This is a genomic window from Diaphorobacter sp. LI3 (assembly GCF_022807955.1).
Classification (GTDB): Bacteria; Pseudomonadota; Gammaproteobacteria; order Burkholderiales; family Burkholderiaceae_C; genus Diaphorobacter; species Diaphorobacter nitroreducens.
The window spans coordinates 47,836-69,485 of the sequence record NZ_CP094347.1; the positions used below are offsets into that span (position 1 = coordinate 47,836).

General features: G+C 60.5%; 25 protein-coding genes. 23 read left to right on the top strand and 2 right to left on the bottom strand.

What is annotated here, in order from left to right:
* Positions 1–430 precede the first annotated feature (430 nt).
* Entirely contained in the window at positions 431–751 is a 321-nt protein-coding gene (locus MRB47_RS19790) for an oxysterol-binding protein (RefSeq protein ID WP_252102666.1), read from the bottom strand.
* A 312-nt stretch (positions 752–1,063) separates the two neighbouring features.
* Here MRB47_RS19790 and MRB47_RS19795 point away from each other — a divergent pair, with 312 nt between their 5' ends.
* From MRB47_RS19795 to MRB47_RS19830, 8 genes are all read left to right on the top strand, one after another.
* Complete coding sequence (locus MRB47_RS19795) at positions 1,064–1,441, top strand: plasmid mobilization protein (RefSeq protein ID WP_009242070.1); 378 nt, start codon at positions 1,064–1,066, stop codon at positions 1,439–1,441.
* 1 nt (position 1,442) lies between these two features.
* Positions 1,443–3,440, top strand: a complete 1,998-nt coding sequence (locus MRB47_RS19800) for a type IV secretion system DNA-binding domain-containing protein (RefSeq protein ID WP_252102667.1) — start codon at positions 1,443–1,445, stop codon at positions 3,438–3,440.
* Between the two features lie 11 nt (positions 3,441–3,451).
* Positions 3,452–3,907 carry a protein-disulfide reductase DsbD N-terminal domain-containing protein gene (locus MRB47_RS19805; protein ID WP_252102668.1) on the top strand — a complete coding sequence of 152 codons (456 nt, stop codon included), beginning with the start codon at positions 3,452–3,454 and terminating at the stop codon, positions 3,905–3,907.
* Positions 3,904–6,789 (top strand): MobF family relaxase, encoded by a 2,886-nt coding sequence (mobF, locus tag MRB47_RS19810; protein ID WP_411275761.1) that lies wholly within the window; start codon positions 3,904–3,906, stop codon positions 6,787–6,789. Before MRB47_RS19805 ends, mobF begins: the two co-directional genes overlap by 4 nt.
* Positions 6,790–6,930: 141 nt before the next feature.
* Positions 6,931–7,143 carry a hypothetical protein gene (locus MRB47_RS19815; RefSeq protein WP_217021601.1) on the top strand — a complete coding sequence of 71 codons (213 nt, stop codon included), beginning with the start codon at positions 6,931–6,933 and terminating at the stop codon, positions 7,141–7,143.
* A gap of 90 nt (positions 7,144–7,233) precedes the next feature.
* Complete coding sequence (locus MRB47_RS19820; RefSeq protein WP_252102670.1) at positions 7,234–8,088, top strand: PAS domain-containing protein; 855 nt, start codon at positions 7,234–7,236, stop codon at positions 8,086–8,088.
* Between the two features lie 32 nt (positions 8,089–8,120).
* Positions 8,121–8,396: a YunC family protein gene (locus MRB47_RS19825; RefSeq protein WP_009242076.1), complete on the top strand. Its 276-nt coding sequence runs from the start codon at positions 8,121–8,123 to the stop codon at positions 8,394–8,396.
* A gap of 41 nt (positions 8,397–8,437) precedes the next feature.
* Positions 8,438–9,373 carry an ATP-binding protein gene (locus MRB47_RS19830; RefSeq protein WP_252102671.1) on the top strand — a complete coding sequence of 312 codons (936 nt, stop codon included), beginning with the start codon at positions 8,438–8,440 and terminating at the stop codon, positions 9,371–9,373.
* On the opposite strand, the gene MRB47_RS19835 is transcribed toward MRB47_RS19830, so the two are convergent.
* Complete coding sequence (locus MRB47_RS19835; RefSeq protein WP_229726454.1) at positions 9,342–10,052, bottom strand: response regulator transcription factor; 711 nt, start codon at positions 10,050–10,052, stop codon at positions 9,342–9,344. The two genes, MRB47_RS19830 and MRB47_RS19835, sit on opposite strands and share 32 nt — an antisense overlap.
* 434 nt (positions 10,053–10,486) lie before the next feature.
* On the opposite strand from MRB47_RS19835, the gene MRB47_RS19840 reads away from it, so the two are divergent.
* The 15 genes from MRB47_RS19840 (at position 10,487) to traU (ending at position 21,446) form a co-directional block, all read left to right on the top strand.
* A complete protein-coding gene (locus MRB47_RS19840; RefSeq protein WP_009242079.1) occupies positions 10,487–10,987 on the top strand; it encodes a lytic transglycosylase domain-containing protein in 501 nt (166 codons plus the stop codon).
* A 1-nt stretch (position 10,988) separates the two neighbouring features.
* The gene (locus MRB47_RS19845; protein ID WP_252102672.1) at positions 10,989–11,372 is read left to right on the top strand and encodes a hypothetical protein; all 384 of its coding nucleotides are present in this window, start codon (positions 10,989–10,991) and stop codon (positions 11,370–11,372) included.
* A 94-nt stretch (positions 11,373–11,466) separates the two neighbouring features.
* Entirely contained in the window at positions 11,467–11,799 is a 333-nt protein-coding gene (locus tag MRB47_RS19850) for a TrbC/VirB2 family protein (protein ID WP_009242081.1), read from the top strand.
* Positions 11,800–11,814: 15 nt separating this feature from the next.
* Positions 11,815–12,108: a type IV conjugative transfer system protein TraL gene (traL, locus tag MRB47_RS19855; protein ID WP_009242082.1), complete on the top strand. Its 294-nt coding sequence runs from the start codon at positions 11,815–11,817 to the stop codon at positions 12,106–12,108.
* Positions 12,109–12,123: 15 nt separating this feature from the next.
* Positions 12,124–12,717 (top strand): type IV conjugative transfer system protein TraE, encoded by a 594-nt coding sequence (locus tag MRB47_RS19860; protein WP_017510503.1) that lies wholly within the window; start codon positions 12,124–12,126, stop codon positions 12,715–12,717.
* Positions 12,653–13,390, top strand: a complete 738-nt coding sequence (locus MRB47_RS19865) for a type-F conjugative transfer system secretin TraK (protein ID WP_038314810.1) — start codon at positions 12,653–12,655, stop codon at positions 13,388–13,390. Before MRB47_RS19860 ends, MRB47_RS19865 begins: the two co-directional genes overlap by 65 nt.
* Complete coding sequence (locus MRB47_RS19870) at positions 13,383–14,732, top strand: TrbI/VirB10 family protein (RefSeq protein ID WP_017510501.1); 1,350 nt, start codon at positions 13,383–13,385, stop codon at positions 14,730–14,732. The genes MRB47_RS19865 and MRB47_RS19870 overlap by 8 nt, the downstream gene beginning before the upstream one ends.
* Complete coding sequence (locus tag MRB47_RS19875) at positions 14,725–15,474, top strand: DsbC family protein (protein ID WP_252102673.1); 750 nt, start codon at positions 14,725–14,727, stop codon at positions 15,472–15,474. The genes MRB47_RS19870 and MRB47_RS19875 overlap by 8 nt, the downstream gene beginning before the upstream one ends.
* Positions 15,471–15,620 carry a hypothetical protein gene (locus tag MRB47_RS19880; protein WP_009242087.1) on the top strand — a complete coding sequence of 50 codons (150 nt, stop codon included), beginning with the start codon at positions 15,471–15,473 and terminating at the stop codon, positions 15,618–15,620. The genes MRB47_RS19875 and MRB47_RS19880 overlap by 4 nt, the downstream gene beginning before the upstream one ends.
* Positions 15,617–16,267, top strand: a complete 651-nt coding sequence (gene traV, locus MRB47_RS19885) for a type IV conjugative transfer system lipoprotein TraV (RefSeq protein WP_017510499.1) — start codon at positions 15,617–15,619, stop codon at positions 16,265–16,267. Before MRB47_RS19880 ends, traV begins: the two co-directional genes overlap by 4 nt.
* A 37-nt stretch (positions 16,268–16,304) precedes the next feature.
* Complete coding sequence (traC, locus tag MRB47_RS19890; RefSeq protein WP_013723313.1) at positions 16,305–18,929, top strand: type IV secretion system protein TraC; 2,625 nt, start codon at positions 16,305–16,307, stop codon at positions 18,927–18,929.
* Positions 18,919–19,347, top strand: a complete 429-nt coding sequence (locus MRB47_RS19895; RefSeq protein ID WP_017510498.1) for a hypothetical protein — start codon at positions 18,919–18,921, stop codon at positions 19,345–19,347. The genes traC and MRB47_RS19895 overlap by 11 nt, the downstream gene beginning before the upstream one ends.
* Entirely contained in the window at positions 19,347–19,823 is a 477-nt protein-coding gene (locus MRB47_RS19900) for a S26 family signal peptidase (RefSeq protein WP_017510497.1), read from the top strand. Before MRB47_RS19895 ends, MRB47_RS19900 begins: the two co-directional genes overlap by 1 nt.
* Positions 19,810–20,448: a type-F conjugative transfer system protein TraW gene (traW, locus tag MRB47_RS19905; protein WP_017510496.1), complete on the top strand. Its 639-nt coding sequence runs from the start codon at positions 19,810–19,812 to the stop codon at positions 20,446–20,448. The genes MRB47_RS19900 and traW overlap by 14 nt, the downstream gene beginning before the upstream one ends.
* On the top strand, positions 20,445–21,446 hold the full coding sequence (gene traU / locus MRB47_RS19910) for a conjugal transfer pilus assembly protein TraU (protein ID WP_009242093.1): 1,002 nt from the start codon (positions 20,445–20,447) through the stop codon (positions 21,444–21,446). The genes traW and traU overlap by 4 nt, the downstream gene beginning before the upstream one ends.
* Positions 21,447–21,650 lie beyond the last annotated feature (204 nt).

Consider the following 21,650-nt stretch of genomic DNA (forward strand, 5'->3'; position numbering starts at 1 on the left):
AACCGCCGCGTTTCCCACAAGCTCAACAGGCCCTCGCGCTGATCCGCTTTCCCACAAGAGGTTTCTTGTGGAAAAGCGGGCGCGACCGTTGCCTCTTGCGATATTGAGGTATCGCGGGCAACGGCTACGGAGCCTGTTGATTTGTGGAAAACGCTCATCCGCTGCCTGCACCGTCCTGCCCTCGGATGCGTCAAAAACCAACCCCACCCGTTTCGTCTCCCCGTGAGGGGAGCCGACCAAAGGCACGCCTCTGGACTCCGGGCCGTCTCTCCTACAAACGCCGCGTTTCCCACAAGCTCCACAGGCCCTCGCGCTTTTCCGGTTTCCCACAAGAAGTCTCTTGTGGAAAACCGGGCGCGACCCTCTCCCTTTGGGATATTTGGGTATCCCCGGTCGAGGGCACCGGGGCCTGTGGATTTGTGGAAAACGCTCACTGGCTGGCCTCGGCCGTCGCTGCACCATCCGGCGCAGTTTGAACAGGCTTCGCCGGCTCTACCGGCTTCGCTGCATCAACGACCAGAAGCGCCTTGATCTTTGGCATCGCTTCGCGCCAAAGATCAGATGGAACCGCATCAAGCCGTTCCGTCTTGATGAGTTCCATCACGGCCTTCTGATTCCGCTCGCGCTCCTTGCGCTGCTGCTCCCGCTGTCGTTCCTCCAGCTTCCGCAGCTTTTCGCGCTGGGCTGCGATTTCTTCATCCAGCGTCTTGGCCTTGCGGCCTGACTTCGGATTCGTCGTTTCACTACTCATGGCTCTTACCTCGCAATGTGGGTTCTAGTGGAAAACCTGCCTGATCTGGCGGGACGTGCTGCGTCCCTGATCGGCTGCATTTTACCAAATGCCCGGTTTTCTTCCACTAGGGCCTGGGAGAGAGAACGGCACCATTCTTCCAGTTCGCAGGGCAAGCCCCGCGCCCCGGAAGAATGGTCACACACCACGCAACATGGTTGCAGGTGCTAAAAGCCGCGCTATGGCGCGCCTTTTAGCGTGGCGACACCGAAAAGATAACGCGGCGACACCGAAAATGCTATAATGGTCTAAACCCTTATGGAGTAAAGGAAAATGCCGAGAGCTAAAGGAACAGGGAAAGGCCCAACCGAGCGGTTCAACATCCGGCTCGATGAGGACACGGCAGGGTTCTATCGGACCAAGGCCAACGAGCACGGAATCAGCATTTCCGAGTTTTTGCGCCAAACGCTTGTGCAGGGAGTGATCGCAGAAAACGTGCAAGACATCGAGCAACGGCTGCGCCGCCTTCTCGATGAAATCCGCGCTGGCGGGCAGGGTGGCGGAAAGGTCGAGATTCCCGATGAACTGTGGCTTTCGGTCTTCACTGCGGAGTACATGCTGGCGGCGATTGTTGAGGCGCGAGACGTGCAGCAGTTGTACGAGGCGCAGAACAAGGCGAAGGCAAAGCTCAAGCGAGTGAAAGGAGGCTGAAATGGCAAAGAGAGAGGAAAAGGGGAGCGCCGGTAACTTCTCCCGTGGGGCCGAGTTGTGGATGCACCAAGCCCGGCTGTTCGTGGTGGCCATCTGGACGGTGGTGTTGATTTCCATCCTGGGCGGGCTGGCCGTGACGACGGCCTATTTCTGGAATGCGACTACCGCAGACGAAAAGTACGCGCTGGAGCGGAACGTCCTGGCGCACACGCGGGATGCGCTCTACATGACGGCCGGAAAGATGGAGCTGAACGTCAACGGCGAACTGCGCAAGATGGAAGTGTCGGAGGTAGCCTTGCTGACCGACGACATGGCCGAGGATGCTTGGCGAAAGCTGCGCAACGGTGGCATGTTCGGCTTGCTGACTTCCATCGGTGTGGTGTTTCTGATCTCTTTGTATTGGTGGGGCTACGGCCGCGAACGTATGCAGGACAACCAACTACGCGGGGCCAAGCTAGTGGAAGGAAAAGAGCTTGCGCGCCTGATCCGGCACCGCGACGAGGCAAGCCCTTATGAGATTGCGGGCGTACCCATGCGCGTGAAGTCGGAGACGCTGCATACGCTGTTTGCAGGCGCGCAGGGTACGGGTAAGTCACAGCAGTTTTTCGCACTCATGAAACAAGTGCGCGCGCGTGGCAAGCGGATGATCGTGTATGACCCGACCGGCGAGTTCACCCAAGCGTTCTACCGTGAAGGCAAAGACATCCTGATGAACCCGCTGGACTCCAGAAGCCCGAACTGGAACATCTGGAACGAAATCGCCAAGGACTACCACTTCGACAACATGGCGAACGGCCTGATCCCCGATCCGGCCGAGTCCGATCCATTTTGGGCACTTGCTGGCCGGATGGTGCTCAAGGACGTGATCGCAGTATTGGGACGCGAGGGCCGCCGCACGAACCGCGACCTCTACAACGCTATCGCCAAGAGCAACCTGGACGCCATGCACGCATTGTTGCAGGGAACGGCAGGGGCGACCTATGTTGACCCAACGACCGAACGCACGGGGATGTCGCTCAAGATGACGGTTCAGAACCAGCTCGAAGCATTCCGGTTTTTGCCAGATGAAGGCGAATCGTTCTCCATCCGCAAGTGGGTACATGAAGAAGGCGATTCATGGATGTTCATCACAGCACGGGAAGCGATGCGCGAGGCATTGAAGCCCGTTTTGTCGTTGTGGATCGACACGGCAATCAAGGCCGTGCTCGACTTGGAGCCTATCCACCGAGAGCGGCTTTGGTTTTGCATTGACGAGCTGCCGACACTCCAGAAACTGGACATCCTGAAGCTAGCTCTGACGAATACCAGAAAGTACGGTTTGTGCATGGTGCTGGGCGTGCAGGACTTCAGCCAGCTCTACGAAATCTACGGGCACGATCTTGCCAAGACGATCATTTCCGGGTGCCAAACGAAGCTGCTGCTGCGTGTGACGGATGGTGCTGCGGCGAAGCTGTTGGCCGAATTGATGGGGCAGGCCGAGGTGGATGAAAAGGATGAAACCTTGAGCTACGGCCTCAGTTCGCAACGCGACGGCGTGAGCGTTATGGCGCGCCGACAGATGCGCGACCTTGTGCTGACATCGGAGATTTTGACGTTGCCCGACATGACCGGCTATCTGCTGGTTCCGGGTGACTATCCCATTGCCCGTGTCAAGTACGGCTACGTCCCGACCGAGAAACAGGCCAACGGTTTCATCGAGCGCGACGGCTTTGCGATCAGCTTCAAGCCGACCACGGCGGCCGCCGCGCCGGCACCCACTCAGGCGACCGCAGAAGTTCATCAGCAGCCCGCGCCGGAGCAAGGCGACATGCTGGATGATGATGATATGGACGCGCCGGCTACGGTGGAGGTAATGCGCAACGAAAACGGTGATGTGATCGACAAGGCGACCGGCGAAATCATCAAGCCAGCCGAGAAAGTTTCGCGCGCGAAAGACGATACAGATGCGAATTCAGCCAGCCAAGGCAAGAAGCCCAACCCACTGGCGGATGCGCTATAGGAGGATACCTAATGAAGACTCAGAGACGGGCATTTCTACATTCCGTCGCGGCCGCCTGCTTGGCGGCTTTTTGCGTTTCCGTGCAGGCTGAACCGGACTTGCTGCAACCTGATGAAGCCTTCCGTGTGTCGGCTCGCCGGGTGGATGCGCGGGTGGTGGAGCTGGAGTACATCATCGCGCCGGGCTATCACCTGTACCGCGACCGTTTCAGCTTCAAAACGGACAACCCGGCCGTGACGGTGGCAGGCGTTGAGCTGCCGCCACCGCTTGAAAAGTTCGACAAGGCGATGGGCCAGAACATGCGCTACTACACCGAGCGGGTGGCCGTGCGCGTGCGCTTGGCTGGGGCCAATCAGACCGTCAAGCTGGTGGCCACGGCACAGGGCTGTGCGGCCATTGTGGGGGTGTGTTATGCCCCGATCACCAAGGCTTTCAGCGTGCCAGCAATGGGAGGAAAACAGGGATGATTAGCATGAACAACGTAGGCAGCGCCGGGCAGGCACTGCACTACTTTTCCGCTGATAACTACTACACCCAGGACGAGGGCTTGGAGCATTCCGAGTGGTTCGGCAAGGGGGCCGAGCACCTTGGGCTTTCCGGCAAGATCGACCGTCAAGCCTTCTTCGAGGTGTTGAACGGGAAGGTGGAAGGCCAGGAGCTGGGCAAGTGGGTCAAGAACGAGGAAACCGGCGAGAAGGAACGCGAGCACCGGCCGGGCACCGACATGACGTTTTCCGCGCCCAAGAGCGTTTCGCTCATGGCCGAGGTGTACGGCAAGCGGGACGTGCGGGAGGCGCATGAGGCAGCAGTCAAAAAGGCACTCAGCCACATAGAAACCGAGCTGGCCAGGACGCGGCAAACCGTGGACGGGAAGACGGAGGCGGTGCAGACCGGCAACGTGACCGTGGCCATGTTCCGGCACAACACAAGCCGCGACCTCGACCCGCAGACGCATACGCACGCCGTCATCATGAACGCCACCAAGCGGGAGGATGGGCAGTGGCGCTCCCTGACCAATGAGGAAATCTACAACGCGCAGCGCGTCATCGGAGCCATCTACACGTCCGAGCTGGCCGACCGGCTCCAGGCGCTGGGCTACGACATTCGCCGCACCGACGAGAAGGGCAACTTCGAGATTGCCGGCATCACCCGCGAGCAGATCGAGCACTTCAGCCAGCGCCGGGCCGAAATCGAGGCGGCGCTGAAAGCCAAGGGCGTGGACATCGACGACGCCAGCGCGCAGCAGAAGGAGGACGCCACGCTGAAGACCAGGGCGCGCAAGGTGGACGTGGATCACGAAGCCCTGATCGGGAGCTGGAAGGAGCGGGCCAAAGAAATCGGGATCGACTTCGACGCCATCCAGGCGAAGGCCGACGCGCAGCGCGCGCAGGGAGGCGTGATCCGGGCCGACAAGCTCACCGGCCGGGAGGCGATGTCCTTTGCGGCTGCGCACCTGATCGAGCGCGAGGCCGTGGTATCAAAGAACGACCTCATGGCGGCGGCCATCGAGCACGGGGCAGGGCGCGTTTCAGCATCGGAAGTGAAGCGCGCCTTCGACAAGCTGGAGAAGGACGGCGATCTGGTGGCCTTGCCTGACGGCAACTACACGACCAAGAAGATGCTGGGCAGCGAAATGTGGGCGCTCGACCAAGTGCGCGCACAGAAGGGCCAGACGCCGAAGATGATGGAGCCGGAAGCGGTGGCGGCGCGGATCGCGCAGGCCGAGGGCAGGCAGGGCTTCAAATACAGCGAAGGCCAGAAAGAGGCCATCAGCAAGGTACTGACCACTGAAGATCGTTACGTGGCGGTGCAGGGCCTTGCCGGGACGGGTAAAACCACCATGCTCAAAGGCGTGCGCGAAATGGCGCAGGAGCAGGGCTACACGGTGCGCGGCATGGCTCCGACCGGCGCGGCCAGTAAGGTGCTGGCCAGGGAGACAGGTATTGCTACCGATACCGTCTCGATGTTCCAGATCAAGGAGCGGCAGTTACAGAAGGACATCGAGTTTGCCAAGCAGTACGCACCCGACTTCCAGCGCAAGGCGGAAGTCTGGATCGTGGATGAATCGTCCTTCCTGTCGCAGCGTCAGAAGGCCCAGCTCGACCACATGGCCGAAAAGGCCGGGGCCAAGGTGGTGTACCTGGGCGACACGCTCCAGTTGCAGGGCGTGGAGGCCGGCAAGCCCTTCGAGCTGGCCCAGCGGGACGGCATGGAAACCGCCTACATGACCGAAATCAACCGCCAGAAGACCGCCGACCTGAAGCAAGCCGTGGACATCATCACCGGCCGCGACAACCTGGGGGAAGGTCAGCGACTCACCCAAGTGGAACTGGCCAACAACGCGCGGGCCTTCGAGTACATGGACAAGGCCGGCATGATCCGGGAAATCCCCGAGAAGTCCGAGGACGACAAGGGCCGCCTGGTGGCGGCCGTGGTGCAGGACATCTTGAAGCTCGACAAGGCCGAGCGGGAGCGCACCATCGTCATTACCGCCTATAACGAAGACAGGCGAGCCATCAATGCCGGCGTGCGCGAGGGGCTGAAGGAACAAGGAGAGCTGTCGCGCTCCGAGGATACACGGGAAATCTACACCTCGAAGGGCTGGACGCGGGCCATGCAGAAGGAGGCGCAATACTACAAGGCTGGCGACGTGGTGCGCTTCGGGCGGGACTACCAGCAGATCGACGCCAAGAAGGGCGAATACATGCGCGTTTCGGCCGTGGATGCACCCAACGGCACCGTGGTGCTCCAGAAGGAAGACGGCTCGGTGATCGCGTGGCAGCCGAAGAAGCACAACAAGATCGAGGTGTACGACCGCGACACCCGCGAGCTGGCCAAGGGCGACCTGATCCGTATCACCCGCAACGAAGGGGAGTTCAAAAACGGCGAGGTGGGGCGTGTCACGGCCGTGGCTGGGGACAAGGTGACGCTGGAGCTGAAGCAGGGTAAAGACGTGTCACTGCACCAAGTGGATCTGTCGCGCAACAAGCATTGGGATCATGCCTACGCGCAGACGGTTCACGCCTCGCAGGGCGCGACTCAGCACCGGGCCATCTTCCACATCCGCGCGCCTCAGACCGAGAGCGAGAAGAAGCAGGAGCGGGCGCTGGAGAACATGGCCAAGGTCTTCGGTGATCGGAGCTTCTATGTCGGGGCCACGCGCGCCTCGCATGAGCTGCGCATCTATACCAACGACAAGGCGGTGGCGGCCAAGGCGGTGGCGGCCAAGCAGGACAAGACCAGCGCCGTGGAAACGCTCCGGCAGCACGAACGGGCCACGGCAATCACCGCCGACAAGGTGGGGGAACGCCCGGTGTCGCCGCAGCGAAACGGTGACGTGCAAAGGTAATCCCGATAAAATGTCAACTTGCGCGCGCTGGTCTTGACCGACTTTCGCGCGCGAAAGTTGGCGGCTGGTTCCGCTTTTCGCCAGTAGGCAAGTCGGCTTAGACTTGTGTGATGAACCTTTGACTATGCAAAAGAACAAGCCATGACCGACCCAAAGGACGCCGAGATGTCGGCCGATGGGCAGGGAACGAAACGCCGTAGAACTCGCAATTATGGCGACCGCCGAACGGTATCCCTGCGGATGGACCCCGACCTGCACGAGCGCATGATGGACTTGTGCGACGATCTGAAAATCCCCGCCAACACTTATATTTCGGGACTCATCGAAAGCGACTTGAAGAAACGGAAAAAGTGACCGCGCCATAGTCGCCTCGCCCTGTTTGCCGGGGTGCCGGGAACCCGAATATCATGTGAGGTTCTTCGGTGGATTCAGGGAGAGGTGCGCGTGTCTATTATTTCAACGATCAACTGGAAACGCTTGGCTTCGGTTTTTGTGCCGGGCGTACTGATCGCAGCCATCAGCATTTATGTGCTGGGCTTTCGTGCCCCGCCTTCCCCTGATCTTAGGGTTCTGCCCGGTAAAGCACTGGCCGCCTACGACGAGTTCTACCCGATCCGCGCCGATGACACTGGGGCGCTGTACCTGGATCGGGAATTGTTCGTGAAGGCGGTCAACTACCTCTCTCAGCATCCCTCGCCGCGCGCTGTCGCGGATTTGATCTACCTGGGCAACTCCAACAACGTCACCCTGTTGCTGGACGGGCCGACCAAGGCCAAATACCTCATGCTGACCCAGCAGCCCGACTATGCGGCGCTGTCAGAGGTGGATCGGGAGAAGGATCGCATCTTCCAGTCCTATGCGGACATCGTGAACGGCATTGGCCAGACCTTCGCGGGCACGCCGGTAGAAATCGTCTTGCACGACACGCGCAACCCACTGCGCTCGATTGTGGCCGTGCAGAACCCCATTTCAGGCCGCAGGCTGGGCGACACGAATACCAACTTCGGTATCCAGCTCATCAAGAACTACAGCTATGGCGAAGGGCAGGGCCAAGGGCGTGGCGCTTCGTTCGTGAGCTACGACCTCACCCTGAAAGACGGGCGCGCGGTGAAGTCCACCACAATTCCGATTTTTCATGATGTGTACGGCTTGATCGGCTTCATCTGCATCAATATCGACATATCGAAAATGGACAAGAAACACCCGGAATATGTCGAGCATTTTGTTGATACCTTCAAGGCCACCATCGCCAATGACGCTATTAACGAAATGATCCAGAACAGCAAGCGTAAAAACTGATTTTTTCAACCCTCTCTGCAAAGGAAATGACTATGGACGCTGGAGCCATTCAAGAGCACTTGGAACTGCTGCAATTCGATCTGGCGCGGCCGCTGCTGGTAATGAAGGCCCCCAAGGGGATTCTCGGTTGCGGGTATATCAATGTCGAAACCTGCAACAAAACCGGCGAGGTTTGCGCAATCGTGACCGGGGTGAATACCTTTGACGACATGCGCAAGGCCAAGGTGGTGGCCACCTCGAACAAAGCGGTTGAGCTGGGTATCCAAGTGGGCGAGTCTGGCCAAGACGCACTGAACAAGATGCGGTGATTTAGACCGTGCCGCCTGGAGAGTGGAGCGAGGGCATCCAAGTGGAAGTCATCTTCTATACGAGCTGCGCTTTCTTGCTGACCGTCTTTTTGGTCAGCATGGTGCTGGCTGTGCGCGGCAACCAGGCGGCCAAGTATTTCCTGTGGGTATGGGCGGCGCTGATGATCCTGGCGCTGCCGCTCATGAACCGGGCCAACATGATTTCGCACATCGCCGCTGGCCTGATGCTTGTGTTTTTTCTCTACGTGCTCTACATCACCGTCCGCTACGGGATGGAGCGCGTGGACGTTTCTCACGAAGAAACCCGCCGTGTCCTGGCTGAATCGAACCGGCGCATTGACGAGGAACGGCGCACCCTCGCACGCCGTCTGCACGACGAGGTGAATCCCCAGCTCCTGCTGACGCGCAACGTGCTGAAGCAGCTTGAGCCGCTGGTGGCTGGGAATACGCGGGCGGCCGAGCTGTTGGGCAACGCCTCGGGGATGCTCAACGACGCCTACGCCGAAATGCGGGACATCATCAAGAACACGCGGATCGAGGTTATCGACTCCATCGGCTTCACGGCCGCCCTGGAGTCGCTGGTGGCCCACTACACGAATATTTCCGAGAAACCGATCATCACGCTGGAGCACAACCTACCGAAGCGGCCGGCGCTGCCAGAGACATCCGCAGTCAGCGCCTACAAGATCATCCGGGAAGCGATTTTCAACGCCATCAAACACTCCAAAGCCGACCAAGTTCACGTCAGCATCCACCACAACAAGGCGATGGATACTTACAAGGTCGAAATCACAGACGACGGCGTAGGCATGAAAGCTACCGCCCGGAATGGAGAGCACGCCGGAATCGGATTGATCGACATGCGTGAGCGGGTGAGGGTGCTTGGCGGTGCGCTGAAAATACAGGCGTCCGATCCTACCAACCAGAAGCGGCCGGGAGCGAAACTCAGCTTTTCGTTTTCAGGGCAGTTGTCGTAATGCCGTGACGGATCGCCAGCTTGGTGATGTCCGCTTGGCTTTCAACGCCTAGCTTGGCTTTTACGCCCTTCATCAAGTGGCCGATGGTCTTGGTGGACAAGTCCATTGCGGTGGCAATTTCGGTCATGGATGCGCCATCGGCTGCAAGGCTGAAGGCCCGCATTTCGTTCTCATCCAGCAGCCGGTTCGGGTTCCGATCTTTGACGGCCGACCATGCGAGTAGGCGGGCAATCTCCGGGGAAAAGTATTCCTTGCCCTGGGCTACCGTGTTGATCGCCTCGTTGAGCACTTCCGTGCTTTCATCCTTGCGCACAAAGGCCAGCACGCCGAGCTTGTAGGAACGCTCGATGATGTATTGATCGTCAAACTGGCTAAAGACGATGATTTTGGCCGAGGGATCGCGGGCCAGCAGTTCCTCACACACGTCCAGCCCGTTCTCGCCACAGCCTTTACTGTCAAAGCGCACGTCGATCACCAGAACATCCGGCTTGACCTCTAGGAAGCGGTCGATCAGCCCGTCCAGGCTGTAGGCCACCTCTACTACGTCGATCCCGTAGTCCTTCAATACATCGCGGAAACCGGCCACCAGCAGCCGGTGATCGTCCGCAAGAAATACTTTTATTCCCAAAACGTCACCTATTGGTTTGGGATCGTGTTGATCCCGAAGTTCGTTGGCCATGCAGGCAGGCGCTGCCGTGCTTGGCGGATTTAGCGGCCATGCAGATCAGCGGTGGGTGCAACACCCTCGCCGGCGAGGCAATAACCGAATTTTGACAGAAAAGCCGCATTCGATATACCGCGCCCGGCTGATCTAGCCATGATCTGCACCGTTCGGGGGACGGCATTATACGTGCCATCTAACCCACTGCTTCCGCTGACAGGAAGTTATTTTTCTCCTACATGGTATCATTTGGCCCCTTGCCGTGGGCATTTCATGCCTTTGGCAAGCGGGATTCGGCGGGTAAAGCGGGGCTGTCGGATGGGTGCCGCAAGACCACATCCAAAGATGACAAACCTAGGCTAGATGCCTTGTCGCTCTAGGTTTTTTCTGTTATCTTGCTTTCACCGTGAAAGCAAGTTGACTGCTACAATAATGCAATGGAAAACGCCTCTATGTACTTCTCTGCACGCGCACTGATCGCGGCGGCATCGCTGATGCTGCCGCTTGCTGCTTCTGCAACGTGCTGGGATGAGGCTGGGCGCGGCTACGGGATCGACCCCCTGCTGTTGAAGGCGATTGCCTGGAAGGAATCGCGCGGGTGGACGGGGGCAGTCGGCCCGAAGCTGAAAGACGGCAACCGCGCGCTGGGCCTCATGCAGATCAACACGATCCACCTGCCGAACCTCGCTCGCTTCGGCATCCGCCGTGAACACCTGTTCGACGCTTGCACCTCGCAGAAGGTGGGGGCCTGGGTTCTGGCCGACTGCATCCAGCGTTTCGGCGCTACCTGGAAGTCCGTGGGCTGCTACTACGCCGGCCCGGCATCAACCAATGTGAGCGCCCAGGTCGAGTACGTCCGCGACGTGCAGCGGTTCTACGAGGGCTACCGCAGACAGCAAGCCCACCAAATTTCAACTTCACCGGCCCAAGTGGCCAGTTTCCAAGGGGATTGATATGGCGTTGCCAGCCAAACCGTTTCGCTTTTCTATCGTCTTTGCGCTGGCTGCTGCTGGCGTCACTGCTGCCAATGCGCAGTCACTGAACCAGCCCAACCCCCTGGATCGTCTCTCCGACGTGGTGCAGTTCGGCGTCCCCCGCGACACCAAGTTTGTGTTCTGCGACGGGGAAGACTGCCCGGAACGCTCCATCAAGCACCTGTACGTCCCGCCTCCGCCGCCGCCTCCTGTTCAAGAGCCGGTCATGCCTGCGCCTCAATCCATCCAGCCGCCCGAAGAACTTTCGCACGCGAAAGTTCCGGCCAAGAAAAAGCCACTGAAGAAGAAGCGGAAGAAGCCCGCGATTCAGTACGAATGCAAGCCTGTCACCAAACCGAAGTGATGGGCTTTCCGTCTTTGCGCATCCCCCTGGCGCAAGGCCCCACACGGGGAAATTCAGGGGTTCCAACCAACTTTCTACGTAGGAGTTTTTGAAGATGAACGCAGCAATTCAAGCAGTCGATGTTCGCAAGGAAGCGGGCCAGTGGTTCAAGGCCCTGATGCTCGCCGGCCTGATCCTGGGTCTGATGATGCTGGCTTCCGGCGCATACGCCAGTGACGGCACGGAGTTCGACGCCGCCGTAACCAAGTGGGACGGCTGGGTGAAGGGCAACCTGGGCAAGCTGGCCGCCCTGATCGCCATCGGCGTGGGTTCCGTCGTCGCCGCCGTCAAGAAGGACTGGAGCTGGTTCTTCGGCGCGGTGGTGCTGTCGATGGGTATCGGCGTGATCGTCGGCATCGTCAACGCCAGTTTCACGGCCGTCATCTAAGCGCAGGAGGTGGCCATGTCCGAAAAAACGGATCTCTCTCACTACATCCCGCGCCGACTGGACGACGGAGCCAAGTTCCTCTTTTGGGAAATGGACGTTGCCATGATCGGCCTCATGGGCGTGTTGGTTGGCATTGGCTCCGGCTTCCCGGTGATTGGGCTGTTCCTTGGTATTGGAGCTGCCTTTTTCTACGGGAAGCTGAAGGCTGGGAAGCATCCGGGCATGGCCACCCACCTCCTGTACTGGTTCACCGGGTTTCCCGAGCCGAAAGAACTGCCGGGTAGCCACATTCGAGAACTCAATGGATAAGGGGCTACACGAGCAATGGCACCAGATAAAGCAAACAACGAGCGGGACGCGCTGAAAACGCAAGTCCGCTTTCACCGCGCGATGAACGCGGGCCTGCTGGGCACCCTGTTTTTCGGGGTGCTGCTGCTGGGCTTCGTAGTCGTGCGCGACACAACCAAGATCGTGCCGCCTGAAGTTAAGCGGCCCTACGAGATTGGATCGAACTACGCCAATAAGGACTACCTGCTGGATATGGCTGGTTATGTCCTGGGCACGGTGTTGACCGTCACGCCGGAGACGGTTGATTACAACAACAAGGTGATTCTCAAGATGGCCGACCCGGACGGCTACGCCGGGTTGAAGACCGCGCTGGATGCGGCCGCAATGCGGCTCAAACAGGAGCGAGTCACCACCATTTGGGTTCCTCGCAAAGAGGAAGTCAGCGAGCAGGACAAGCGCGTGAAGGTCAGCGGAAAACTCAAGACCTTTATTGCCGACAAGCTCACTTCCGAACGCGAGAAGGACTATCTCGTTGAATTCACCATCACTACCTCGGGGCGTCTCTATGTTTCCAAGATCGAAGAAATCGTTAAGCGCGATCCTTCTGCTAACAAGCCTGCTGGCAACTGAAGCAGGCGCAACGCAAGTCGTTGAGAACGCTGACCGGGGCCACGTTCAAGTCAATATCTCGGTCAACGAAACCAACCGTCTCGCAATCGACGGGCGCCGCATTGCCAATGTGGTGCCCAGCGTGAAGGGCGTGCTGGCAGGCCAGAAGGACGAGGCCCTGGGGGCTTACTACTTCACGCTGGCCAGCGAGTCGCCCAACCAGGGCACGGTCACAGTTTTCGTGTCCGACGAGAAGGGCGTCACCTACAAGCTGATCCTCGTTCCGCGTCCGGTGGCCGGCGAGGAAATCATCATCCGGCCGCCGAGCGAGAAGGCCACGCCTTCGAGCCGCGCAGCCGCTGATGGCCGCACCGTCTCCTACCAGCGCCGCATCAAGGACTTGATGCTGGTGATGGCCGACGACGAGCTGAAGGACAGCGTTGAAACCATCCCGGTGAACAAGGAAGTGCCTTTGTGGAAAGAGGGGCGCTTGATCCTGGTGGCCAAGTACATGGATGGCGAAGTGGTGGGCGAGAAATACCGCCTGACCAATGTTTCCCCCTCCGAAATGCTGCTGGTCGAGCAGGAGCTTTACCGCCGTGGCGTGCGCGCCATTGCCGTGGAGCACCACACGCTGATGCAGGGCGACGGGACGGACATCTACATCGTTCGGGAGCGCAAAGACAATGAGTGAACCGAACGCACAAACCAAGAAACGCCAGATGATGCTCATCGGCGGGGCCGTGACCGGCATTCTCGGTCTGGCTGGGGCCGGCATGTTCCTGTTCGACAGCGGCCCAGCGCAGCACCGCGAAAAGCCCAAAACCGTAAGCATCACCGCACCGGGAACGGTAGATGACAAGGATGCGTGGCGCGCACAGCAGGCGGCCAAGGAGAAGTCCAACGAAGCCCTGATCGGGGAGGTTAAGACCCAGCTCAAGGCGCAGGAGGAACAGAACAAGAAGCTCGCGCAGGCGCTGGAGGAACTGAAGGCCAACAAGGCCGCTGCCGGTTCCGCTGGCACCACCACGGCTGCGAAGCCGGATGCTTCCGTTCTGGACAAGCCTTTGCCCATTGGCAATGGCACCGGGCCGGGCCAGCGTGTTCTCCAGTCACCGAACGGCAAGGCCGGGGCCACCGCCCTGAATCAGCCGCTCAATCAGGTGGATGTGCCGGCGCGGCGCGAGGTGGAAATCATCACCTTCAACAACGCCGAGGGCAAGGGCGCAGCGGGTGCGGCCGTTGGCGGCGCTGGTGGCATCACCGAGGTGCTGGGCTTCCCAACCGACGAGAAAGCCAAGAAGTACGGCACCACCTCCGGCGGTGCAGACGGCAAGAAGCAGACCATCGAGTTCCTGCCGGCTGGCTCCTTTGTGCGCGTGGCCATGCTCAACGGCGTGGATGCACCGACAGGCGGGCAAGCCCAATCGAACCCGCTGCCGGTGGCCTTCCATGTGCTCGATGTCGCCAATTTGGCCAACAAGCACAAGCTGGACATCAAGGATTGCCGCATCGTTGCCGCCACCTGGGGCGACCTGTCCTCCGAACGGATGATGGGGCGTACCGAGACGCTGGCCTGCGTCATCAACGGCGAGGCCGTTGAAATGGCGATCAAGGGCCAAGTGATCGGGGAAGACGGCAAGGCCGGCGTGCGGGGGCGTCTCGTCACCAAGCAGGGCCAGTTGCTCGCCAATGCCCTGTTTGCCGGCGCGCTCAGTGGTATCGGCAAAGCCTTCCAGTCCTCCGCAACCATCACCAGCACGGGCGGCGGCGGCATCACGCAAACCATCGACCCGGACAAGATCGGGCAAGCCGCTATCGGTGGGGGGGTAGGCAGCGCGGGCCAGCAGCTCGCTCAGTACTACCTCAAGGCGGCGGACAAGCTGTACCCCGTCATCGAAACCGATGGCGGCCGTACCGTCGAAATCCTCATCACCAAGGGCGCTGTTTATTCCGGCAAGGCGCTCGCCAAGGACGATTACCGGGGCCTCCTGAAGCGCACCGGCACCAACTCCAGGAGATACGAAGATGATTAAACGAGTGTTGACCCTCGCGCTGGCTGCTGCGCTGGCTGTTCCCGCATTTGCCCAGGATGAAGCACCCGCTTCCGTGGTCGAGAAGTTCAAGACCATGTACCCGAAGACGACCTTCAAAGAGATTCGCAAGTCGCAAGTCTCCGGGCTGTATGAGGTGGTGATGGGCGAGAACATCGCCTACACCGACGAGTCGGGCCGCTACTTCATTTTCGGGCACCTGTTCGACATGCAGCAGCAAGTCGATCTGACTGCCCAGCGCAAACTCGATAGCAAGAAAACCGAGTTCCCGGCGCAGCAGCTTGGCCAAGCAATCAAGACGGTCAAGGGCGACGGCAGCCGCATCTTGGCTGTGTTCAGCGACCCGGACTGCCCCTACTGCAAGCAGTTGGAGGGCGAGCTGGCCCGCCTGGACAACGTGACCATCTACACCTTCCTGTACCCGCTCGAATCGCTGCACCCGGAAGCCAAGACCAAGGCTGTCAGCGTGTGGTGCGCGCCGAACAAGGCCAAAGCCTGGAGCGAGCTGATGCTGGCCGGCAAGAAGCCCAAGCTGGTGGCCTGCAACAACCCCGTCAACGACAACTTGGTGCTGGGTTCCAAGCTGGGCGTGGTGGGCACTCCGACCCTGATTGCCGCCGATGGCCGCGTCCTGCCTGGCTCCGCACCGGCCGAGAAGATCGACCAATGGCTGAACGCCGGCAAGCCTGCCGCGTCGGCCGCCACGCAGGAGGCAACCCAATGAAGCGCACGGCCTTGATGTTTGGTGCCGGCGCGCTGGCCCTGGCCCTGACGGGCTGCGGTTCGCTGGCTGGCCGCGACTGCGGCGCTTGCTGCAAGGGAGTCGGTTTCAGCGGCAGTGCCGCGCACGCATGGGAGGGAAGCAAATGAAGGCACTGGCCTTGACCTTTGGCATCGGGGCCGTGGTGGCCCTATCCGGTTGCAGCAGCATGTCCGGCTTTGATGCGAAATCCGAATTCGCGTGCAAGGCCCCGGACGGCATCTTGTGCGAGTCGATGAGCGGCATCTACGCCAATGCCCAGGCGAAGAACCTGCCGGGCCAGCGCGTGAATGCGCGCGGCGAGGCTCCGGTGGAACTTTCGCAGGCGAAAGCCGGCAGCAACGTGATGACCAAGCCCATCTACTCGGGCACGCCGATCCGCAGCGCCCCGCGCCTGCTTCGGGTCTGGTTCGCGCCGTGGGAAGACACCGATGGCGATCTGCATGACCAGTCCTACGTGTACCTGCCGGTCGATTCCGGCCGCTGGCTGATCGAGCACAACCGCCGCCGCATCCAGGACAACTACCGGCCGGTGCGCGCCCCGTCGAATGTGACGGCCCAGGCTGCGCAGCCGCAAGCGGCCGGCGCTGGCCAGCAACGGCAAAGCCCTGGCGTGCTGGGGCAGCAGCCGACGCCTCCCGCTGACAACGGGATGGAGTCTATCGGCGTCCGTCAAGACCGCATGAGCAACGAGCAAGCCACCGAGCTGCTGAACGGAATCATGCGCCCCGGCAACGTCATCCCGGACAGCGAATAAACAACGCTGGCCGGGCGGCCAACATGGAGAACATTCAATGCAAGACAGCATGATGGACAAGCTAAAGGGTGCTGCCGCCCGGTTTTGGGACGAAACCGTGCTGGGTAACACCTCGGATGTCGGGAGCCAACCGGCCCCTGTGGCGGCCGCCAACGAGGTGACGAGCCTCTACGGTCTTCACAGCATCCTCAAGTACGACCAATACGACCCCGACACGGGCCTTTTCTACAACGACAACTCGGTGGCCTTCTGCTTTGAAGTCATCGCCCAAACGGGCGCGGACGACGACATGGCAAGCCGCCTCAATACGCTCTTTACCCCGGTGCCGCCGCACTACGGGATTCAGTGGTGCCTGTTCGGTAGCCCGGTGCTGGATGACCAGTTTCAGGCGTACATGGATCAACGCCATATCGCGGTGGACAACGGCAAGACGACCCCGTTCTTCCAGGAGCTGGCCAAGCGCCGCGTGGAGTACATCTACAAGGCCAAGGGCAAGCCGCTTTGGCCCAATGACAACTACGTGGTGAAGAACATCCGGCTGTTGTTCTCCATCACAAAAGCCGGCTCTTTCCGTGACGCCAAGCTGGTGGAGGAAATGTACGAGCTGCGCGAGACAGTGCGCGCCTCACTGCGCACGGCAAGCCTGCCGTCCTTCCCCCTCGATGCTGACGGGCTGATTAGCTTCCTGTGGCCGATCCTCAACCCCGAAAGCATGTTCAGCAAGGAGCCGTTCCCCGACCTGCGCTACGACGACGGGAAATCCATCAAGAACCAAGTCACCGCCTTTGGCCAGCATGTGCGCGTGAAGGCCAACGAGCTGCTGTTTGGCCTGCCGCCCGAGAAGCAGGGCGACGAAGACAAGCGCATTGCCGTGCGTGGCTTCGGCGTGCTTCAGTACCCGCAGAAGAAAGAGCTGTGGGAGATGGCCAACATCATCGGTTCGTTTTTCGATGACGGCCTTCAATACCCGTGCCCGTTCCTGGTGTGCGGTGGCGTCTTCACGCTTGACCCCAACGTGGTGGACGGCAAGGCTCAGATCAAGGCCGCGCGCACCAAGCAAAACGCCAAGTCCAAGATGGCCGAATTCCAGCCCGAGCTTCAGGCCCAGGCGAATGATTGGGACATCGTGCTGCACCAGCTCAACAACGGCGGCAGCATGTGCGAGCTGTACCACACGTTGCTGCTGTTCGCGCCCAAGCGAGTCATCAATCGGGCCAGCCAAGTGGCCCTGAACGTGTGGCGCAGCGAACGCTTCACGATCTGCCCGCTGCAACTGCTGCAACTGACGGCCCTGTATTCCAGCCTGCCGATGACGCTCACCGAGACGGTGCGCGACGACTTGCAGAAGCTGCGCCTCATCACTTCCAAGACCACGGTGAACGCCGTGGACATGGCTCCGGTGATTGGCGAATGGAAGGGCGCAGGCGACCCGGTGATGATGTTCTTCGGCCGCCGTGGCACGCCTACTTTCCTCGACTTCTACAGCAACCAGCAGGGCAACTACAACGTGTTCGTGGCGGGTGTGTCCGGTTCGGGCAAGTCCGTGACCATGAACGAAGTCGTTTCGGCCTATCGCGGCATCGGTGCGCGGGTGTGGGTGATCGACGTGGGCCGCAGCTATCAGAACCTGATCCGGCTCCAAAAGGGCACCTTCCTCGAATTCACGCCGAGCACCAAGCTCTGCATCAACCCGTTCACATGGGTGGGCACTGACGACGAGCTGGATTTCAAGGCCGAAATGCGGATGCTCAAGCCGATGATCGGCCGCATGGCGTCACCCAATGCGCCACTGACGGAATTCCAGTACGCGCTGATCGGGGAGGCGATTACCGCTGTCTGGCAGGACTACGGCCAGGACACCAACCCGACCCGCATCCGCGACTATCTGTTGAGCAACATCAAGAACGAGTCGGGCAGCACCGAGCGCGTGGCCTACGAGCTGGCCAAGCAGCTCGCGCCGTTCACCAAGGATGGCGTCTATGGCGACTTCTTCAATGGCCGCGCCAACATCAGCCTGGATGCTGACATGGTGGGTCTGGAGCTGGAAGAACTGAAGAACGCGCCCGAGCTGCGCCGCGTGGTGCTGTTCGTGCTGACCTCGCGCATTGCCCACGACATGTACCTGACCCGCGACCGCAAGAAGCTGTGTCTGGTCGATGAGGCGTGGCAGCTCCTGGGGGCCGACAAGGAAACCGCCGAGTTCATCGAGGAAGGCTACCGCCGCGCCCGGAAGTACAACGGAATTTTCTGCGTGGGTACGCAGGGCATCGAGGACGCTTACAAGAACGATGCGGCCCAGGCGGCCTACAACAACGCCGACTGGAAGATTCTGCTGCGCCAAGACCGCAAGAACCTGGAAAAGCTGATCGAGGACGGCATGGTGAATTTCTCGCCGGCCGTGAAGCGGATGCTGCTGTCGTTGCGTACCGAGCGCGGCCGCTTCAGCGAAATGCTCATTTCCTCGCCTAACGGCGATTCTGTGGTGCGTCACATCCCCGATCCGTTCTCCCTGCTGATGGCTTCGACCAACGCGCAGGACTTCAACGAATGCAACGCGCTGCTGGAGCAGGGCCATTCCACGATGGAAGCCCTGGAAATCATGCTGGCCCGCCGTACCCCTCAAGAACAACTGTCCCCGCGCCGGAGGAAAGATGACTACTGAACCGACCACCAACCCAACCCCCGAGACGCCAGCGCCGACCGAGGCCGCAGCGCCGGCCGCCGACCGGATGCGTTACGTGATCCCGGCCGTGCTGTCCACCTTGCTCACTCTGGTGGCGCTCGCGCCAGTGGCCTACGTCATCAACCGCAACATGCCGGCGCGCGTGGCGACCGTGGATTTGCAGGTGCTGGTGGAGGAAGACCAGAAGCGCACCCTGGACGTGATCGGCAAGGGCGGCGACGTGACGGACGAGCAGCGCGCCGTGGCGCAGAAGCTGACCATCGACTTTGCCAAGAAGCTGTCCGCGACCGTGGATGCGCTGGGGCAAGAGTGCAACTGCGTGATCGTCAACAAGGCGGCGCTGCTGGGCGGCGTGACCATCGACTACACGGATCAAGTCCGGGCGAGGATGAAGTGATGAAGGCGAAGCGCATCTACTGGACGGTTTGCGCGGGTGTGTTCGCCGTGGGTGCGCTGGCCGCCGCCACTACCCCTTGGCTGGATTACACCTTCAACCTGACCAACAGCCTGCCCGGCACCCTCTACGTGATCCACAAGGGTGGGGAGGTGAAGAAGGGCGAGCTGATCGCCTACCGCTGGCATGGCGGGGCGACCTATCCCGCTGGCACCACCTTCATCAAGCGCGTGGCCGGTGTGGCTGGCGACACGGTTAAACGGGCCGGCAGCGCGTTTTGGGTGAATGACCAATACATCGGCACCGCCAAGCCCTTCTCGAAGGCTGGCGTGCCTCTCCAGCCCGCGCAGGATGGGGTTATCGGGGCAGGGGAGTATTTCGTTTCGACGCCCAACCCGAACAGCCTGGACTCGCGCTATGCGCTGACCGGCAACGTGAAGCAGGCCGAAGTCATCGGGAGGGCCTATGAAATTTTCTAAGCTGATCGCAGCCCTGTTGATCGCCTCGATCCTGCCCACCGCGAACGCGGCGAGCTTGGGCAGCATCGGGCCGACCTACCCGATTGGGGAGGAAAGCGCGCTCGACATGATTATGAAGAAGCTGCGCGAAAAGGAGCGCAGCGGCGAGCTGAAGCGGTTGCAGGAAGAAGCCATCCGCCGCTCGATGGGCAGCATCAAGAACATGAAGCCGGTGGATGGCATCACCACCGTGCGCGCCCGCGCACAGCGTTTCATCGACCCCACCGTGACCTACACCAAGCCGGTAACGACCGATGACGGCCGCATCGTGGTGCCGGCCGGCACGAAGATCAACCCGCTGGACATGACCGGACTGACGAAGACGCTGGTTTTCTTCGACGGCCGCGACCCCGAGCAGCGCGAAGCAGTGGGGCGCTTGGTGGCCAAGGGCGGCCAGCTCAAGGTGAAGCCGATTCTCGTTGCTGGGTCTTGGCTCGACCTCACAAAAGCCTGGAAGACCCAAGTTTTCTACGACCAGAAGGGCACCCTTTCCAAACGGTTCGGCATCACGGCCGTGCCGGCTGTGATTCGTCAGCAGGGAAAGATGCTTGTGCTCGATGAGATTCCCGCGAAGGAGCTGCAATGAAACGCTGGCTTGTAATGGCTTTCATGGTGCTCGCGGCGACTTTCGCGCGCGAAAGTATGGCCGGCGTGTGCCAGGGCAAGTTTGCCAACCCCATCACCGATATTTGCTGGAGCTGCCTGTTTCCGCTGACGCTAGGCGGCACGCCGATCATGACGATGGGCCAGGAGGATACCGGCAACCCTGACGGCTTCCTCTGCACCTGCACCAACCCCCTGCGCATCGGCATCAAGACCGGCTTTTGGGAGCCGGCGCGGCGCGTGGATGTGACCCGCACCCCGTACTGCTTTGTCTCGCTTGGCGGCATCAAGCTCGATCCCGGTATCCGCGCCCCGGAAGGCGAGATCCGTTTGCAGCAAGACAACACCAAGCAGTCCAACTATCAGGTTCATTGGTACGCCGATCCGATCCTGTATTGGCTGGAGGTGATCCTGGACAACCCGTGTCTGGAAACGGGTTCCTTTGACGTGGCCTACATCACCGAAGTCGATCCGACTTGGAACGACGACGAGCTGACCATGTTGCTGAACCCGGAAACCTTCCTGTTCGGCAACCCCATCGCCCAAGCCGCGTGTGCCGGTGACTGCGTGCTGTCATCGGCCGGCTTTGGCAGTAACGCGCTTTTCTGGTGCGCCGGCTGCCAGGGTTCGATCTACCCCTTCAATGGCCATGTGCAGGCCCACGTCTCGCACGTTCAAGCCAGCTCGCTGCTGGTGCAGCGCATGACGGCCAAGCTGCACCGCGAATTCCTGATGTGGGGCACCTCTGGCGCTGATGGCTTGTGTGGCATCTATCCCGAGCCGGTGATGGACAAGACCCAATACAAGTACCAGATGCTCTACCCGATCCCGCAGACGGAAAAGATCAACGGGCGCTGCTGCCAACCCTATGGCCGCACGACCGCGATTTGGGGAGCTGGCAAGAGCTACCCGTATGCCGGCGAAGACTTCGCCTACATGATTTTCCGAAAGAAAAACTGCTGCCTGGGAGTGGGATTCTGATGAACAAGAAAACTGTCATCGGGCTGATGCTGCTGGCCGCTTTCGCCCGCGAAAGCGTGGCGCAGAGCACGCCGACCGCATCCCAGCTCGACCAAGAACGCCAACGCATCGAGCTTGAACGCAAGCAGATGTTTGATCCGAACAACCCCGCCTCGAAGGCTAAGAAGGGCGCTATGCCCAACTCGGCCGACATCGACCGGGAAA